This is a genomic window from Sarcina ventriculi (genome assembly GCF_900456775.1).
GTDB classification, from domain to species: Bacteria; Bacillota; Clostridia; order Clostridiales; family Clostridiaceae; genus Sarcina; species Sarcina ventriculi.
Genome location: NZ_UAUL01000007.1, coordinates 243,794 through 261,181, shown reverse-complemented (window position 1 = coordinate 261,181; position 17,388 = coordinate 243,794). Strand labels below are relative to the sequence as shown.

Sequence of the window (17,388 nt, the reverse complement as noted above, 5' to 3'; positions counted from 1 at the left end):
TTAACAAATGTAAATAAGAAGTAAAAAATAAAAAAATAGGTGAATATATAAGTAATATGAAATAAAAGAGAGAATTTTAAAGGTAATAGTTAACAATTTAACTATAAGGCTAAAAATGAAATTAGTAACATATTAACATATATGTTAAAATAATAACATAACAAGAAATAAAAAGTAATGAAAACTTATAAAAATAAAAGTTTTTATACTAGTATTGATTTGAAATTGCAATAATGATGGTTAAATTATTAACTTCTAATATTAATTAATAAAATTTAAAACATTTAAATTTTGTATGTTGCACGATAGATTTTGATATTTAATTATCATAAATTATAGATATATTTTAAGAGGGGAGAATATTGTAAAGAGCATTCTTTATAATAAGGTGTAATTAGCTATGAAAGTAACAAATATGGATGAACTTTTAGAAAGAATTTCTCAAATAAGAGAAGCACAAAAAATATATTCAACATATACTCAAGAACAAGTTGATGAAATTTTTAGACAAGCTGCTTTGGCTGCTAATAATGCTAGAATAAAATTAGCTAAAATGGCTGTTGAAGAATCAGGAATGGGAATTGTAGAAGATAAAGTTATAAAAAATCACTTTGCTTCTGAATATATATATAACAAATATAAAAATGAAAAAACTTGTGGAGTTATAGATAGTGATGTTGCTTTTGGTATAACAAAAGTTGCTGAACCAATAGGTGTTGTTGCAGCAGTAGTTCCAACTACAAACCCAACATCAACTGCAATATTTAAGGCTCTTATAGCTTTAAAAACTAGAAATGGTATAATTTTTTCACCACACCCAAGAGCTAAGAATGCAACAATTGAAGCTGCAAGAATAGTTTTAGAAGCTGCTGTTAAAGCTGGAGCACCTAAAAACATAATAGGTTGGATTGATGAACCATCTTTAGAAATGACTCAAAGAGTAATGTCAGAATGTGATATAACATTAGCAACTGGAGGCCCTGGAATGGTTAAGGCTGCATACTCATCAGGAAAACCAGCAATCGGAGTTGGAGCAGGTAATACACCAGCAATAATTGATGATACAGCTCATATAAAAATGGCAGTAAGTTCAATATTAATGTCTAAGACTTTTGATAATGGAGTTATTTGTGCTTCTGAACAAACAGTTTTAGTTATGGATTCTATTTATAATGAGGTTAGAAAGGAATTTGCTGATAGAGGAGCTTATTTCTTAAAGAGCGATGAAATAGATAAGGTGAGAAAAACTATAATAGTAAATGGTGGGTTAAATGCTAAAATAGTTGGACAATCTGCATTTAAAATAGCAGAACTTGCTGGAGTTAGTGTTCCAGAAGATGCTAAGGTATTAATTGGGGAAGTTGAATCAGTTGAACTTGAAGAAGAATTCTCTCATGAAAAATTATCTCCAGTACTTGGAATGTATAGAGTTAAAACATTTGATGAAGCTTTAGCTAAAGCAGAGAGATTAGTTGAGCTTGGAGGATTTGGTCATACTTCAGTTTTATATACAAATACACAAATATCAAAGGATAGGGTTAAAAAGTTTGGAGCTACTATGAAAACTGGTAGAACAATAATTAACATGCCATCAACTCAAGGAGCTATAGGAGATATTTATAATTTCAAATTAGCACCATCTTTAACACTTGGTTGTGGCTCATGGGGAGGAAACTCAGTTTCTGAAAATGTAGGACCTAAGCACTTGATAAATATTAAGAGTGTAGCTGAGAGGAGAGAAAATATGCTTTGGTTTAGGATGCCAGAAAAAGTATACTTTAAATATGGTTCATTGGGAGTTGCACTTCCAGAGCTTAAAGAAATGAAAAAGAAAAAAGCTTTTATAGTAACAGATAGAGTTTTAGCTGAGCTTGGATATGTTGATAAAATTACTAAGGTTTTAGATGAAAATGGAATAGATTTTAGAGTGTTCTCAGAAGTTGCACCAGATCCAACTTTAGCAATAGCTAAAAAAGGTGCTGAAGCTATGAGAAGTTATAACCCAGATGTAATTATAGCATTAGGTGGAGGCTCACCAATGGATGCTGCAAAGATTATGTGGGTATTATATGAACATCCAGAGGTTAATTTCCATGATTTAGCTATGACATTCATGGATATTAGAAAGAGAGTATATCCATTCCCTAAAATGGGTGAAAAAGCAATGATGGTTTCAATACCAACATCAGCTGGTACTGGTTCAGAAGTTACTCCATTTGCAGTTATAACTGATGAACAATCAGGGGTTAAATATCCACTTGCAGATTATGAATTAACTCCAGATATGGCAATAGTTGATGCAGAACTTATGATGAATATGCCAAAAGGATTAACAGCAGCATCAGGTATAGACGCTTTAGTTCATGCAATAGAGGCTTATGTTTCTGTTTTAGCATCAGAATTTACTAATGGATTAGCTTTAGAAGCAATAAGATTAGTATTTAAGTATCTTCCTCAAGCATATAGTGAAGGAACTACAAATGTTAAAGCAAGAGAAAAAATGGCTCATGCATCAACAATAGCAGGAATGGCATTTGCAAATGCATTCTTAGGAATTTGTCACTCAATGGCTCATAAATTAGGAGCAGAACATCACATAGCACATGGTGTAGCTAATGGAATATTAATAGACCATGTTATAAGATTTAACGCTGTTGATAATCCAAGAAAACAAGCATCATTCCCACAATATAAATATCCAAATGCTAAATGGAGATATGCAAAAATTGCTGAACATTTAAATTTAGGTGGAAAAAATGATGATGAAAAAGTAGAAAACTTAATAAAAGCAATACAAAATCTTAAAAAACAAATAAATCTTCCAAGTACAATTGCTGAGTGTGGAGTAACTAAGGAAGCTTTCTATAGCACATTAGATTCAATGACTGAAGATGCATTTGATGATCAATGTACAGGGGCTAATCCAAGATATCCATTAATGAGTGAATTAAAAGAAATGTATATAAATGCTTATAGTAATAATGAAGAATAAAAAAATAATATTTTAGAATAAAAAAAGACAGTAGATATTTAACAAACAATATTAACTGTCTTTTTTGTTATATTTTAATAATTAAATCTATAACTTTGTTATAATTATGATTTTAATTTAAGGATTTAATAGAATTTTATACATATTTATAGAAAAATATGTTTAAAAATGCTTTTTAAAATTTGTATACACATAAGATATAGTTAATAATACGGAGAAAATTAAAGATAGAAGTTAATAAATTAACAATGTTAGCGATAATGGGGTGGAAAAACTGAATTAAATATGATAATATATTAACAGAGATAAGGTTTATATACAATGTTAAATATAGACCATATATTAATTAATAGTAAGTAAAGTAATATTTATTAATAATAGTTAAAACATTAACATCTAAATAGTAATTAAGATTGAATTTTAAATTAAATAATAAGAGATACTAAGTTTGGTAAGTTATTATTTATTATTTAAATTATAAATACTTTAAGAAAGGGAGAATGGGACAAGAATTACAGTTTTATATGTCTCAAGGTGAAATTATGAAAGTAACAAATACTGATGAACTTTTAGTAAAAATTGCTGAAATAAGAGAAGCTCAAAGAATATTCGCAACATATACTCAAGAACAAGTAGATAAAATATTTATGGAAGCTGCTTTAGCTGCTAATAATGCTAGAATAAAATTAGCTAAAATGGCTGTTGAAGAATCAGGAATGGGAATTGTAGAAGATAAAGTTATAAAAAATCACTTTGCTTCTGAATATATATATAACAAATATAAAAATGAAAAAACTTGTGGAGTTATAGAAAAAGATGAAGCTTTTGGTATAACAAAAGTTGCTGAACCAATAGGTGTTGTTGCAGCAGTAGTTCCAACTACAAACCCAACATCAACTGCAATATTTAAGGCTCTTATATGTTTAAAAACTAGAAATGGTATAATTTTCTCACCACACCCAAGAGCTAAGCATGCAACAATTGAAGCTGCAAGAATAGTTTTAGAAGCTGCTGTTAAAGCTGGAGCACCTAAAAACATAATAGGTTGGATTGATGAACCATCATTAGAATTAAGCCAAAAGGTAATGTCAGAATGTGATATAACATTAGCAACTGGAGGCCCTGGAATGGTTAAGGCTGCATACTCATCAGGAAAACCAGCAATCGGAGTTGGAGCAGGTAATACACCAGCAATAATTGATGATACAGCTCATATAAAAATGGCAGTAAGTTCAATATTAATGTCTAAAACTTTTGATAATGGAGTTATTTGTGCTTCTGAACAAGAAGTAATTGTTATGGATTCTATTTATAATGAAGTTAGAAAAGAGTTTATTGCAAGAGGAGCTTATTTCTTAAAGGGCGATGAAATAGATAAAGTAAGAAAAACAATAGTTAAGAACGGAAGATTAAATGCAGATATAGTTGGTCAATCAGCATTTAAGATAGCACAATTAGCAGGGGTTAATGTTCCAGAAGATGCTAAGGTATTAATTGGGGAAGTTGAATCAGTTGAACTTGAAGAAGAATTCTCTCATGAAAAATTATCTCCAGTACTTGGAATGTATAGAGTAAAAACATTTGAGGAAGCTTTAGCTAAGGCAGAAAGATTAGTTGAACTTGGAGGATTTGGTCATACTTCATCTTTATATACAAATACACAAATATCAAAAGATAGAGTTGCTAAATTCGGGGCTGCTATGAAAACTGGTAGAACAATAATAAATATGCCATCAAGCCAAGGTGGAATAGGAGATATCTACAACTTTAAGATAGCGCCATCTTTAACTCTTGGTTGTGGTTCATGGGGAGGAAATTCAGTTTCAGAAAACGTAGGACCTAAACATTTAATTAACGTAAAAAGCGTTGCTGAAAGGAGAGAAAATATGCTTCTATTTAAAGCACCTCAACAAGTATATTATAAATTTGGTTCACTAGTTATGGCTTTACCACAACTTGCTGCCATGAAAAAGAAAAAAGCATTTATAGTAACAGATAATATGTTATCTGAACTTGGATATGTTGATAAAATAACAAAAATATTAGAAGAAAATGAAATAGATTTTAGAGTATTCTCAGATGTTGAACCAAATCCAACATTAGGCTCAGCTAAAAAAGGTGCTGAACTTATGAGAACTTATAACCCAGATGTAATTATAGCATTAGGTGGAGGCTCACCAATGGATGCTGCTAAGATTATGTGGGTATTATATGAACATCCAGAAGCTAATTTCCATGATTTAGCTATGACATTCATGGACATTTCAAAGAGAATATATCCATTCCCTAAAATGGGTGAAAAAGCAATGATGGTTTCAATACCAACATCAGCTGGTACTGGTTCAGAAGTTACTCCATTTGCAGTTATAACTGATGAAAAAACTGGTGTTAAATATCCACTAGCTGACTTTGAGTTAATGCCAAATATGGCAATAGTTGATGCAGAACTTATGATGAATATGCCAAAAGGATTGACAGCGTCATCAGGTATAGATGCATTAGTTCATGCACTTGAAGCTTATGTTTCAGTTATGGCATCAGAATTTACTAATGGATTAGCTTTAGAAGCAATAAGATTAGTATTTAAGTATCTTCCTCAAGCATACAATGAAGGAACAACAAACATTAAAGCAAGAGAAAAAATGGCTCATGCTGCAACAATGGCAGGAATGGCATTTGCAAATGCATTCTTAGGAATTTGCCACTCAATGGCTCATAAGTTAGGAGCAGAACATCACATAGCACATGGTGTAGCTAATGGAGTATTAATAGACCATGTTATAAGATTCAACGCTGCTGATAAGCCAACAAAACAAGCAATATTCCCACAATATAAATATCCAAATGCTAAATGGAGATATGCAAAAGTTGCTGAATATTTAAATCTTGGTGGAAGAACTGAAGATGAAAAAGTAGAAAGATTAATAAAAGCTATAGATGAACTTAAGAAACAAGTAAATCTTCCAATGACAGTAAAAGAATGTGGAGTTAACGAAACAGACTTTATGAGAAGTTTAGATAAAATGGCAGAAGCAGCTTTTGACGATCAATGTACAGGAGCTAACCCAAGATATCCATTAATGAGCGAATTAAAAGAAATGTATATAAACGCTTATGAAGGAAATAACGAAAGAGTTTAATGAATAGATAATATATAAAAATAATAAAACTATGCTGATATTTCTTCAGCATAGTTTTTTATTGTTTATAAATATTTATTTTTCGGTATCTAAAATAAATCTACCAATTATAGCAGATAAAATTCCACCGCAAATTGGTGCAAGGATAAACAACCATAATTGTTTAATAGCAAGTCCACCTACTAATAGAGCAGGTCCAATGCTACGAGCTGGATTTGCAGACATTCCTGTTACTGGTATACCTACTAAATGAATAGTAGTTAATGAAAGTCCAATAACAATACCTGTAACAAGACCACCATTTCCCTTTTTACTAGTTACTACTAATATAACTAGAATAAATATAAATGTTAATATAAATTCAGTTAAAAAAGCACCACCAGCACCAAAATGACCAAAACTATTTTGTCCTAAGTTTGTTACGGGCATATGACCTGATTTTAAAATTATAAATAACATAGATGAAGCAAGTATTGCTCCTAAAATTTGAGCTATTATGTAAGATATAAATTGATGGAGAGATATTCTTTTGTTAATAAACATAGCCACAGATACTGCAGGATTTATATGGCAACCAGAAATATTTCCTATAGCATAACACATTATCATAAGTGCTAAACCAAAGGCAGCAGCAATTCCTAAAATGCCAATTCCGGTTGTTCCACCACCAAGTATAGCAGCTCCAGTACCTATAAATACTAAAACAAAAGTACCTATAAATTCAGCTATTGCTTTTTTTGCCATATTAAAGGCCTCCTTAAAGTTTTATAATTAAATATGTAAACAAAATGTGAACACGAATAGCATTATACCATTAAATAAATTAATAGTAATTTATTACATTAATAAAATTAAAATTGTTAATGTTTACTTTATAAAGTAATTAATTTGAAAACAAGTAACAATAAATAAAAATAAATAATAAATAATGTAAATTTAGTATATTATTAATTATTATTACCAATTTTTAAGCAAATAAAACTTAACTGAATAAAGTTTTTCTTTGTGTTAAAATAATAGATATAGTAAGTAAAGAATTTGGAAAGTAGGGAAGGGTTATGAAAAAAGAAGTATTTATAAAAAATAGAGATAATTTAGCTAATCTTTTAGAAAATAATTCATTGGTGATATTGTTTGCTGGAGAGGCATTTTTTAAAAGTGCAGATGAAAAATATAAATTTACGCCAAATAGAAATTTTTATTATTTAACAGGTGTAAATGAAGAACATCATATTTTGGTTATGCAAAAACAAAATGATGAACTTTTTGAAACTTTATATGTTTTAAGACCAGATGAAATTCAAGAAAAATGGACTGGTAAAACTATAAGAGATTATGAAGCAAGAGAGATTTCAGGAATAGAAGACATTAAATATTTAGATAATTTTTACGCAGATATAAACAATCTTTTAATAAGTGGAGATATAAAAAATGTGTACTTAGATTTAGAAAGAAGAGGATTTGATGAGGAACTTAGATATCCTCAAAGTTTCGCTAAGAAGTTAAAAAAGAAATATGCAGATATTATAGTTAAAAATGTTTATAATGAAATAGCTAATCTTAGAAAAATTAAATCAAAAGAAGAAATAGAAGAAATGCAAAAAGCTATTGATATAACTACAAAAGGTGTAGAGGTATTAATGAAAAATTGTAAACCGGGGATGAAAGAATATGAATTAGAAGCATATTTTGATTTTACTTTAAAACAAAGTGGTGTAACTGATTTTGCTTTTAACACAATAGCGGCTTCAGGTAAAAATGCTACTGTTCTTCATTATGTAGATAATAATAGTGAACTTAAGGATGGAGAATTAATTCTTTTTGATTTAGGTGCTCAATTTAATTATTATAATGGAGATATTTCAAGAACTTTCCCTATCAATGGTAAATTTACAGCTAGACAAAAAGAGGTTTATGAGGAAGTATTAAAAGTAAATGAAGAGATTTCAAAGATGTTAGTTGTAGGTGTAACTTTTAGAGAAATAAATGATAAGGCTAACGATTTAATTGCAGAGGCTTGTATAAGGTTAGGATTAATAGATGATAAAAAAGATTTTAGAAAGTATTATTTCCATTCTATAGGACATAGTTTAGGTCTTGATACACATGATGTTGGAGAAAGATGGGGAGAATTAAAAGAAGGTATGGTGTTTACTGTTGAGCCTGGAATTTATATTGAAGAAGAGAGAATTGGTATAAGAATAGAAGATGATGTTCTTATAACTAAGGATGGACCTGTAGTTTTAACAAAAGATTGTATAAAAACTGTTGATGAAATAGAAAATTTTATGGCTAATATATAAATAAGGAAATTAATTCTTGCATATTGATTATAAATAGTGTATATATAATAATATAAAAAGTGAATAATTTAAATTAAGGTAGAGGTGCGGTTATTAAAAGTATTTAAACTTTTATGTTAAGCAAATGAGGTTTAATGAAAGGAATAATCGCCGAAGTGTTTAGCTAAAGCTTTAATGCTAGATGCTGGGGGTATATAAAATATATATATCACTGTCACAAAAAATTTGTGGAGAGCTATCATCTAAATTTTATAAACTATAAGTTTATTTATAAAATGAAGTTATTTTGTTTTATTTAAAAGCGTATTTATAGACCTTGGGTGATAAACTCAAGGTCTTTTTATTTTGTTTTAGGGGAAAAGTTGCCTTAAGTTATTATTCGCATAATAAAGGGGGAAAATTAAATAGTGAAAAAGAAAACTTCGTTACAAATATTTTTATCTATATTTATATTTTCGATGCTTTGTTCAACAGTAGTTTTTGCTTCTAATGGAGATGTAGATACAGGTTCTTTAAGTTTTGGGGCAATGACAATATTACCTCCTCTTGTTTCGATAGTATTAGCATTTATAACAAGAAATGTAATAGTATCTTTATTTTTGGGGACATTTTCGGGATGTGTAATATTAAACTTAAATGGATTTAATATATTTTCTGCAATTTTTCAAGGGGCTATAGATTTTACTTATAGGGCTTTAGAGGTATTATCAGATCCTTGGAATGCAGGAATAATTCTTCAAGTTTTAGTAATTGGAGGTGTAATACATTTAGTTGCTAAAATGGGTGGAGCAAAGGCTATTGCAGAGGCTTTAGCTAGAAAGGCTAAAACAGTTAAAAGTGTTCAACTTACAACTTGGCTTTTAGGACTTGCGGTATTTTTTGATGATTATGCTAATGCTTTAATTGTTGGGCCTATTATGAGACCTGTTACAGATAAGCTTGGAATTTCAAGAGCAAAATTAGCTTTTATAATAGATGCAACAGCAGCACCAATTGCAGGTCTTGCAATTATATCTACTTGGATTGGGCTTGAAATTGGGCTTATTGGAGATGCTTTTTCAAGTATAGGAATAAATGTGGATGGATTTAGTGTATTCCTTCAAACAATACCGTATAGATTTTACAATATATTAATTTTAGTTTTTGTATTTATTACAGCAATAACTTTGAGAGAATTTGGTCCTATGTTAAGTGCAGAAAAAAAGGCTAGGAAAGCCATAAAGAGGGAAGCACTTTTAGAGAGGGTTGAAAAAATAGAAAAAACGCATAATGAACTTGAACCAAAGGAAGGTGTAAAACTTAGTATATGGAATGCAATAATTCCAATAGGAACTTTAGTATTCTCATCACTTATAGGTTTTTATTATAGTGGATATTCTTCTGTAATGAATGGAGCAGATGTTGTGGCAAAAGAAGTTTTTATAAATGCACCATTTAGTTTTAGTGCCATTCAAGAAGCTTTTTCAAATGCTGATGCATCAGTAGTTTTATTTCAAGGAGCGCTTCTTGCAAGTTTAGTTGCTATAATAATGTCAGTTTGTAAAAAGATTTTTACTATATCAGAAGCAATAGAAACTTGGATTGAAGGAATGAAGGGACTTCTTATAACAGGAGTTATATTGGTTTTAGCTTGGTCATTAAGCTCTGTAATAAAGGAACTTGGAACTGCTGCTTATTTAGTTTCTGTTTTGCAGTTTGCAATACCAAAATTTTTACTTCCATCAATAATATTTATATTAGGTTCTATAATAGCTTTCGCAACAGGAACAGCTTATGGAACAATGGGTATACTTATGCCTCTTGCGGTGCCTTTAGCATATGCAATAAACCCTGATATGAGTTTTATAGTTGCTTGTATATCAGGCGTTTTAACAGGAGCGATTTTTGGGGATCATTGCTCACCTATATCAGATACAACTATATTATCATCAACTGGGGCTGGTTGTGATCATATAGAGCATGTAAGAACTCAAATATGGTATTCGTTATTTGTTGGGGCTATAACGATAATATTTGGATATATACCTGCTGGTTTTGGTGTAAGTATTTGGATTATACTACCTGTTGCTATAATTGCGCTTATAGCAATAACATTTATGATTAGTAAAAAGATTGAACTAGAAGATAATGAAAAAATAAGTGCTAAAAGTATTGAAGCATAAAAATTATAAATAAATGATAAACTTAAGATAAAGACTTTAGCAATAAGTAAAAAAAGAGGGTTTTAGAATATAGCAAGACTACCTTAATTTTAGAATTAGGGTAGTTTTTTGTGTTAAAAGCTTTAAATCAATTGACACTTTTTACATTTTATCATATGATAAGAGGGTAAATGCTATGATGAGAAGAGTAGCAAGGTTGAGAGTGCAAAAGAGAGCTGGAAAAAGGTGAAAGCCAGAGACTTGAGATTTTGTGAATATGGCCTTTGAGCAGATTTTTTGAGGAATATTATTCTAAGGAAAGTACGGTAGCAACCGTTATATTGCTAAGTAATTTTTTTATTCTACTTATTAAGGTATCTATGGTGACATAGGTATAAATTAGAGTGGTAACGCGTGAATAACGTCTCTATGGTATTTCCATAGGGATTTTTTAATATTAGTTTTTCTATATTTGAATGATTATAGGATTAAGTTTTGATTTATTTTATTAAACAATGTAAATACTAGAATATGATATAAATTTAGGGAGGATAAAATATGATGAAAAAACCATATTATATAACAACACCAATTTATTACCCATCAACAAAGCTTCATATTGGAAATACTTATACAACAGTAGCTGCTGATGCTTTAGCTAGATTTAAGAGATTAACAGGTCATGAGGTTATGTTTTTAACAGGTAGTGATGAGCATGGTCAAAAAATAGAAAGAATAGCTAATGAAAAAGGAATAACTCCAAAAGAACACGTAGATGAAATAGTTGCAGGAATAAAAGACTTATGGAAAATGATGAACGTAAGTTATGATAAATTCATAAGAACAACTGATGACTATCATGTGAAGGCTGTTCAAGATATATTTAAAAAATTATATGATCAAGGAGATATATATAAGAGTTCTTATGAAGGGTTATATTGTACACCTTGTGAATCATTTTGGACAGAAACTCAATTGGTAGATGGAAAGTGTCCTGACTGTGGAAGACCAGTTGAAACTGCAAAAGAAGAGGCTTATTTTTTCAGAATGAGCAAATATGCTGATAGACTTATTAAATATATAGAGGAAAATCCACATTTTATTCAACCAGAATCAAGAAAAAATGAAATGCTTAATAACTTCTTAAAACCAGGTCTTCAAGACCTTTGTGTATCAAGAACAAGTTTCACTTGGGGAGTTCCTGTAAGTTTTGATGAAAAACATGTTGTTTATGTTTGGATAGATGCTTTAACAAACTATATAACAGCTTTAGGATATGGTCAAGAAAATGATGAACTTTACAAAAAATTCTGGCCAGCAGATCTTCATTTAATAGGAAAAGATATATTAAGATTTCACACAATTTATTGGCCAATAATGCTTATGGCTTTAGGATTAGAACTTCCAAAACAAGTATTTGGTCATGGATGGTTACTTGTTGATGGTGGTAAAATGTCAAAGTCAAAAGGAAATGTTGTTGATCCGGTAGTTTTAGTTAATGAATTTGGAGTTGATCCAGTAAGATACTATCTTTTAAAAGAAATACCATTTGGCTCTGATGGATTATTTAATAATGAAATATTTATAAAGAAAGTAAATTCGGATTTAGCTAATGATTTAGGAAACCTTTTATCAAGAACTATAGCTATGGTTGATAAGTATTTTGATGGAGTTATTCAAGCACCAACTTGCAAGGAAAATATTGATGATGAATTAATAAATCTAGCTTTAGATACTCCTAAAAAGGTAGAAAAGGCTATGGATGAATTAAGAATTCCAGAAGCTTTAGAGGAAATTTGGACTCTTATAGGCAGAGCGAATAAATACATTGATGAAACAACTCCATGGATACTTGCTAAGGACGATGAAAAAAGAGATAGACTTGGAACAGTTTTATATAATCTTTTAGAATCATTAAGATTTATATCAGTTTTAATGACTCCATTTTTAACAGAAACAAGTGAAAAAATGAATGCTCAATTAAATACAGAATTAACTACTTGGAATAGCTTGGCTTCTTTTGATGGAACAAAAGCAGGAGGTCATGTGGTTAAAGGAGATGTTATATTCCCAAGAATAGATGTTGAAGAAAAGCTTAAACAACTTGAGGCTTTAAAACCAGCCCCTGTAAAGGCTGCTAATGAAGAAATAGTTAAAAATCCTATAAAAGAAGAAATAACTATAGAAGATTTTGAAAAAATAGATTTAAGAGTTGTTAAGGTTTTAGAATGTGAACCGATTAAAAAGGCTAAAAAGCTTTTAAAACTTAAAGTCGATTTAGGTGGCGAAACAAGACAAGTAGTTTCAGGTATAGCAATGCATTATAAACCAGAAGATTTAGTGGGTAAATATGTGGTTTTAGTTGCTAACTTAAAGCCAGTTAAGTTAAGAGGAGAATTATCACAAGGAATGATTCTTGCAGCATCAACTTCAGATGATTCATTATTGACACTTGTAAATCCAGGTGAACTTCCAACAGGTAGTCAAGTTAGATAATTAATTAGATTGTTTTATTATATTTATAATTAATAATGTAGTAATTAAAATATAATTTGATATTTAGAGTTATAAAATTTAAGGTTCTAGAAGGTTAATTTATTGCTTTCTAGACCTTTTTATTATAGGAGGGAATAAATTTGAAAGTATTAATAGCAAATGCATGGCCTTATGCAAATGGTTCACTTCATATAGGAAGAATTGCATCGTGGCTTCCTGGAGATGTTTTAGCTAGATATCATAGGGCAAAAGGAGATGAAGTAATATTCTTATCAGGTTCAGATTGCCATGGTGCTCCAGTTTTAAAAAAGGCAAAGGAAGAAAATAAAACTCCAAAAGAGATTAGTGACTTTTATCATAGAGAATTTATTAGATGTTTTAATAAACTTGGTTTTTCTTACGATATATTTTCGAGAACAGATACGTTTAATCATAGAGAGGGCGTAAAAAAATTTATAATAGAACTTTATGAAAAAGGATATATTTACGAAAAAGAGGTTCAAAAATATTATTGTGAAAACTGTTTAGAGCTTTTAGAAGAGGAAGATTTAGAAGATGGAAAATGTAAGGTTTGTCAAGGTGAAGTAGTAGAAGCATCATCTAAGCATTTATTTTTTAAATTATCAAGTTTTGAAGAAAATATTAAAAATTTAATAGACGATAATAATACTTGGAGAAGTGATGCTATAAATATTACGAGAAGGTATTTAGATGGTGGATTAAGGGATAGAATTATAACTAGAGATATAGATTTAGGAATTAATGCACCTATTAAAGGGTATGAAGATAAAAAGATTTATGTTTGGATAGATGCATTAATGTCTTATCTTACGACATCTATGAATTATATAGATGATATGGGAGAAGATTTTAAAGAGTATTGGAATGATGCAAATAGTAGAGTATACTTATTGCATGGAAAAGAAAATATACCTTTTCATACAACTGTATTTCCTGCTATATTATTTGGTCTTGGGATTGATAAATGCAATATAAGAATGTTGTCATCACAGTATTTAAATTTAGAAGGAAAGACATTTTCAACTAATAAAAATTGGGTTCTTTGGGTTCCTTATATGATAGAAAGATTTAATATAGATTTAATTAGATATTATTTAATAAGTAGAGGACCAGAAGTTAAAAATTCAGATTTTACATGGAAAGATTTTATAAATGCTAATAATAATGAGTTATTAGGTTGTTTTGGAAATTTTGTAAATAGAACTTTAGTATTTATAAATAAAAATTTAAATGGAAGTCTTGAAAATTGTGAAATGGATAAAAGATGGATGGGGGTTTTAGAAAAAGTTTATGAGTATGTTGGGCGAAAATTTGAGGAAGGTTCTTTTAGAGAGGCTTTAAAATATGTGTTTAAAATAATAGCAATTGCTAATGAATATTTTGATAAGGAAAAGCCGTGGCTTTTAATTGATAAGGATAGGAAAAAGTGTGAAAATCTTTTATATACCTATGCTCAAATAGTTATAGCATTAAGCAATATTTTAAATCCAATAATGCCGTTTACTTGTGAATGTATTAGGGATTTTATGGGGAATGATAATGTTTTATGGGAGTTTAAAGAAGTAAAGAATATAAAGGTTAAAAGAGTTGATTTTTTATTTGAGAGAATAAACAGAAAAGTAGCTATAAATGAATTTGAAAAATTAAAAATGAAAAAAAGATAAAACAAATAGCCCTTGAAATTTGTGTAAGGGGGACAAATTCCTCAAGGGCTAATTTAAGGGGTAAAATTAAATTAGTGTTTTAGCTACGTTAAAATTATTATAATACTAGTTGTATGTGTCAATTTAGTGTCAAAATCATAAAAAATTATTTATATTACAAGAAAAATGTAGTAATAGGAGGTAAAATGTCGATGAAGATTTATTTAATATCTGCATTAGTTGGAGCTGTTATAGGTTATATAACAAATTGGTTAGCTATAAAAATGCTTTTTAAACCTCATAATGAGAAAAGAGTATTTGGTATAAGAATTCCTTTTACACCAGGATTAATACCTAAAGAAAAGAAGAGAATTGCAAAAAGTATAGGTGAAACAGTAAGTGAACATATTCTTACAAATGAGGTAATTGCTCAATCTTTAAATAATGAAAAGATTTTATTTGGTTTAAAAAATATGGTAGATACAAAAGTTCATAAAGCTTTTGATGAAAATTTTAGTGTAAATGAAGTTATGAAAAATTTAGAAGCTAATAATGCTTTTATGGAAGAAAAATTAAGAAAAAAAGCGTATACAAGTTTAGAGAAAATAATCAATAACAAGGAAATAAATGTAATAATTTCTAGTAATATTTTTAATTGTATTTTGGAGAGAGTAAAAGAAAAACCTCAGTTAATTATAAAATTGATTAAAAGTAAAAAATTCAAAGATAGTTTATTAGAGTTAAATGCAAAGCAAAAATCTAATAAAATATTAGATAAAAAAATAGTAAACATGATAAGTGAAAAAACTTTAAATTTTATACAAGAAGAAAAAATTTTGAATGATATTATACCAGATGAAATATCGAAAGGTATTGAGGAGCTTATATACAATCAAAAAGATATAATTTGTGAGAATTTAATAAAGGCTTTAGAGGGTGAAATTTTTTCGAGTAAAATAAAAGACATAATAGGGGCAATATTGCCATCTATGGTAACCATGTTTATGAGTATTGATAGTCTTTATGAAAAGTTATTTAATTCGGTTAAAGGGTATTTATTAGTAGAAGAAAATAAGATAATTGTATGTAATTACATTATTTCTATGTTAAATAATTTAAAGGATACTAAGATAGAGGAGATAATAAGGTCATTATCAGAGGATGATTTTAATAATATTTGTAAAAATATTTCTGATTTACTAAATAATAAATTGTTAAGTGATGAAAATATATTGATGTGTATAGAAAAGTTTGAAAAATACATGGAAAATATAGATTCTTATGAAACTATTATTTTGAAAGTAGATGAGAACTATAAGCAACATTTAAAAGAATTTTTAGATTCTAGTATAAAAAAGTTAGTAAAAAAAGAGGAATTTAAAGATTTAAGTGAAGGTATTGTAAATAATTTAATAGGATATTTGTTAGATTTAAGAGTAAAAGATATCTTTGATAATGAAGAAGAAATGTTTAATTTTGTGTGGAATATAATTAGTAAATATTACAATGATTTTATTGAAAAAGATGCACATAAAGTTGTTGAATTAATAGATATTTCAGGGTTAATAGAAGAACAGATAAATTCATTTGATGTAAGTTATGCAGAAAAGTTAATAGTGAAAATAGCTAGAAGGGAATTGGAAGCAATAACTTGGCTTGGTGCACTTCTTGGGGCATTTTTAGGTTTGTTGTCTCCGCTTTTATCAAGGCTTTATAGTTAAATAGTAAAGTGGATGATGCTTGTAAATTCTTTTACTCTTATATAAAATCAATAATAGTATATGATGAAGTTTGTTAATATTAACTATTAAGATTATTATAAGGTTAGTGTAACACTAAAATCTAATATAAATGTAAAGGAGTTTTTATGAAATATAGAATTTTTGATACTCATGCTCATTATGATGATGAAAAATTTAATGAGGATAGAGAAAGTGTAATTGAAGAAATACAAAAAAATGGAGTTATTGGGGTTTTAAATGCTGGTGCTTCTTTAGAAGGATGCATAGATTCGGTAAAACTTGCGAATGAAAATGATATGTTTTATGCATCAGTTGGTATACATCCAAGCTATGCTGATAAGGTTACGGATGAAGTTATAGAAAAATTAAAAGAACTGAGTCAAAATAAAAAAGTAAAAGCAATTGGTGAAATTGGTCTTGACTATTATTACGAAGAAAATCCATCAAGAGAGATTCAAAAAGAAGCTTTTAGAAAACAGATGAAATTGGCTCAGGAATTAGATTTGCCAGTTGTAATTCATGATAGAGATGCGCATAAAGATACTTTAGATATATTAAAAGAGTTTCCAAAAGTTAATGGAACTATCCATTGTTTTTCAGGATCTGTTGAATTTGCTAAAGAGTGTATATCACTTGGATATTATATAGGGTTTACAGGAGTTTTAACTTTTAAAAATGCAAAAAAATTAGTAGAAGTTTGTGAAAGTATTCCGTTAGATAGAATGTTAGTTGAAACAGATTGTCCTTATATGGCACCTACACCTAATAGGGGGAAGAGAAATCAATCAGATTATATACAATATATAATAGAAAAAATATGTGAAATAAGAGGATTAGGTAGAGAAGAAATACAAGACATACTTCTTGAAAATACAAAAAGAAGATATAAAATAGATATAGTGTAATATAT

Annotated in this window: 9 protein-coding genes, 1 riboswitch and 1 other annotated feature; of the genes, 8 read left to right on the top strand and 1 reads right to left on the bottom strand. The window is 28.9% G+C overall.

Going from position 1 to position 17,388, the window contains the following annotated elements; translation table 11 throughout:
* Nucleotides 1–400 precede the first annotated feature (400 nt).
* Both adhE (DR020_RS05440) and adhE (DR020_RS05435) read left to right on the top strand, forming a co-directional pair.
* On the top strand, nucleotides 401–2,992 hold the full coding sequence (gene adhE, locus DR020_RS05440; RefSeq protein WP_112365436.1) for a bifunctional acetaldehyde-CoA/alcohol dehydrogenase: 2,592 nt from the start codon (nucleotides 401–403) through the stop codon (nucleotides 2,990–2,992).
* 542 nt (nucleotides 2,993–3,534) lie between these two features.
* Nucleotides 3,535–6,132, top strand: a complete 2,598-nt coding sequence (gene adhE / locus DR020_RS05435; RefSeq protein WP_112365556.1) for a bifunctional acetaldehyde-CoA/alcohol dehydrogenase — start codon at nucleotides 3,535–3,537, stop codon at nucleotides 6,130–6,132.
* Nucleotides 6,133–6,207: 75 nt separating this feature from the next.
* Here the strand turns inward: adhE (DR020_RS05435) and DR020_RS05430 are convergent, their stop codons facing one another.
* Nucleotides 6,208–6,876: an aquaporin gene (locus tag DR020_RS05430; protein WP_112365435.1), complete on the bottom strand. Its 669-nt coding sequence runs from the start codon at nucleotides 6,874–6,876 to the stop codon at nucleotides 6,208–6,210.
* 314 nt (nucleotides 6,877–7,190) lie between these two features.
* Between DR020_RS05430 and DR020_RS05425 the strand changes: the two genes are divergently transcribed.
* The 6 genes from DR020_RS05425 (at nucleotide 7,191) to DR020_RS05400 (ending at nucleotide 17,383) form a co-directional block, all read left to right on the top strand.
* Nucleotides 7,191–8,435 carry an aminopeptidase P family protein gene (locus DR020_RS05425; protein ID WP_112365434.1) on the top strand — a complete coding sequence of 415 codons (1,245 nt, stop codon included), beginning with the start codon at nucleotides 7,191–7,193 and terminating at the stop codon, nucleotides 8,433–8,435.
* 71 nt (nucleotides 8,436–8,506) lie between these two features.
* Nucleotides 8,507–8,681: riboswitch (Lysine riboswitch) on the top strand.
* A gap of 161 nt (nucleotides 8,682–8,842) precedes the next feature.
* On the top strand, nucleotides 8,843–10,597 hold the full coding sequence (locus DR020_RS05420; protein ID WP_112365433.1) for a Na+/H+ antiporter NhaC family protein: 1,755 nt from the start codon (nucleotides 8,843–8,845) through the stop codon (nucleotides 10,595–10,597).
* A gap of 166 nt (nucleotides 10,598–10,763) precedes the next feature.
* Nucleotides 10,764–11,008: a binding site (T-box leader), on the top strand.
* 126 nt (nucleotides 11,009–11,134) lie between these two features.
* Entirely contained in the window at nucleotides 11,135–13,072 is a 1,938-nt protein-coding gene (metG, locus tag DR020_RS05415; RefSeq protein WP_112365432.1) for a methionine--tRNA ligase, read from the top strand.
* Between the two features lie 140 nt (nucleotides 13,073–13,212).
* Entirely contained in the window at nucleotides 13,213–14,757 is a 1,545-nt protein-coding gene (gene metG / locus DR020_RS05410) for a methionine--tRNA ligase (protein WP_112365431.1), read from the top strand.
* A gap of 191 nt (nucleotides 14,758–14,948) precedes the next feature.
* The gene (locus DR020_RS05405; protein ID WP_160110450.1) at nucleotides 14,949–16,457 is read left to right on the top strand and encodes a DUF445 family protein; all 1,509 of its coding nucleotides are present in this window, start codon (nucleotides 14,949–14,951) and stop codon (nucleotides 16,455–16,457) included.
* Between the two features lie 146 nt (nucleotides 16,458–16,603).
* Entirely contained in the window at nucleotides 16,604–17,383 is a 780-nt protein-coding gene (locus tag DR020_RS05400; RefSeq protein WP_058993356.1) for a TatD family hydrolase, read from the top strand.
* The last annotated feature ends 5 nt before the right edge of the window (nucleotides 17,384–17,388 follow it).

Coding starts and splice junctions, on each gene's coding strand:
- DR020_RS05400 (WP_058993356.1), top strand. CDS start 16,604: ATGAAATATAGAATTTTTGATACTCATGCTCATTATGATGATGAAAAA.
- DR020_RS05425 (WP_112365434.1), top strand. CDS start 7,191: ATGAAAAAAGAAGTATTTATAAAAAATAGAGATAATTTAGCTAATCTT.
- DR020_RS05405 (WP_160110450.1), top strand. CDS start 14,949: ATGAAGATTTATTTAATATCTGCATTAGTTGGAGCTGTTATAGGTTAT.
- metG (WP_112365432.1), top strand. CDS start 11,135: ATGATGAAAAAACCATATTATATAACAACACCAATTTATTACCCATCA.
- adhE (WP_112365436.1), top strand. CDS start 401: ATGAAAGTAACAAATATGGATGAACTTTTAGAAAGAATTTCTCAAATA.
- DR020_RS05430 (WP_112365435.1), bottom strand. CDS start 6,876: ATGGCAAAAAAAGCAATAGCTGAATTTATAGGTACTTTTGTTTTAGTA.
- adhE (WP_112365556.1), top strand. CDS start 3,535: ATGAAAGTAACAAATACTGATGAACTTTTAGTAAAAATTGCTGAAATA.